Raw genomic sequence first — 559 nt, forward strand, 5'->3', positions numbered from 1 at the left:
GACCCCGGAGCTACTTCTATGTATATGATGATAAAAAATTTATTATCTATTTTATAAATTTTAATTCAATTATTTTAATATATCGTTTATTAAGGGATTATTATGGTAAGTTTAATATTTGTTTCCCATAGCAATGAACTTGCAAAAGCTACGAGTAAATATATAAAAGAAATAACAAAATCTAAAACTTCTATAGCTTTCTGCGGAGGAGTAGGAGCGGATAAAAAAGAATTTGGAACGGACCCTATAGATATTTTAAACGCGATAGAGGAGATTTATAGCGAAGACGGAGTAATAATCTTCTGCGATATGGGAAGCGCTTTAATAAGTTCGCAACTGTCAATATCAATGCTCGATGAAAATAAACAACAAAATGTAAAAATAACTTCCGCTCCTTTTGTGGAAGGAGGCGTAATAGCTTCTATACAGGCGTCTTTAAATAAAAATATAAACGATATTATTCTTGAATCTTTAGAAAGTTTATCGGGTAAAAAATCGTATGTGGAATATGAAAAAGATTTACAAAATAATCAAAATAATATAAATGAAAAATATGAGA

General features: G+C 29.0%; 1 protein-coding gene. It reads left to right on the top strand.

What is annotated here, in order from left to right:
* Nucleotides 1-102: 102 nt before the first annotated feature.
* Nucleotides 103-559, top strand: a 457-nt coding sequence (gene dhaM / locus EZH24_RS13285) for a dihydroxyacetone kinase phosphoryl donor subunit DhaM (RefSeq protein ID WP_272897910.1), incomplete at its 3' end; no start/stop codon positions are given.

The organism is Brachyspira catarrhinii, assembly GCF_005518285.1.
GTDB lineage: Bacteria > Spirochaetota > Brachyspiria > Brachyspirales > Brachyspiraceae > Brachyspira > Brachyspira catarrhinii.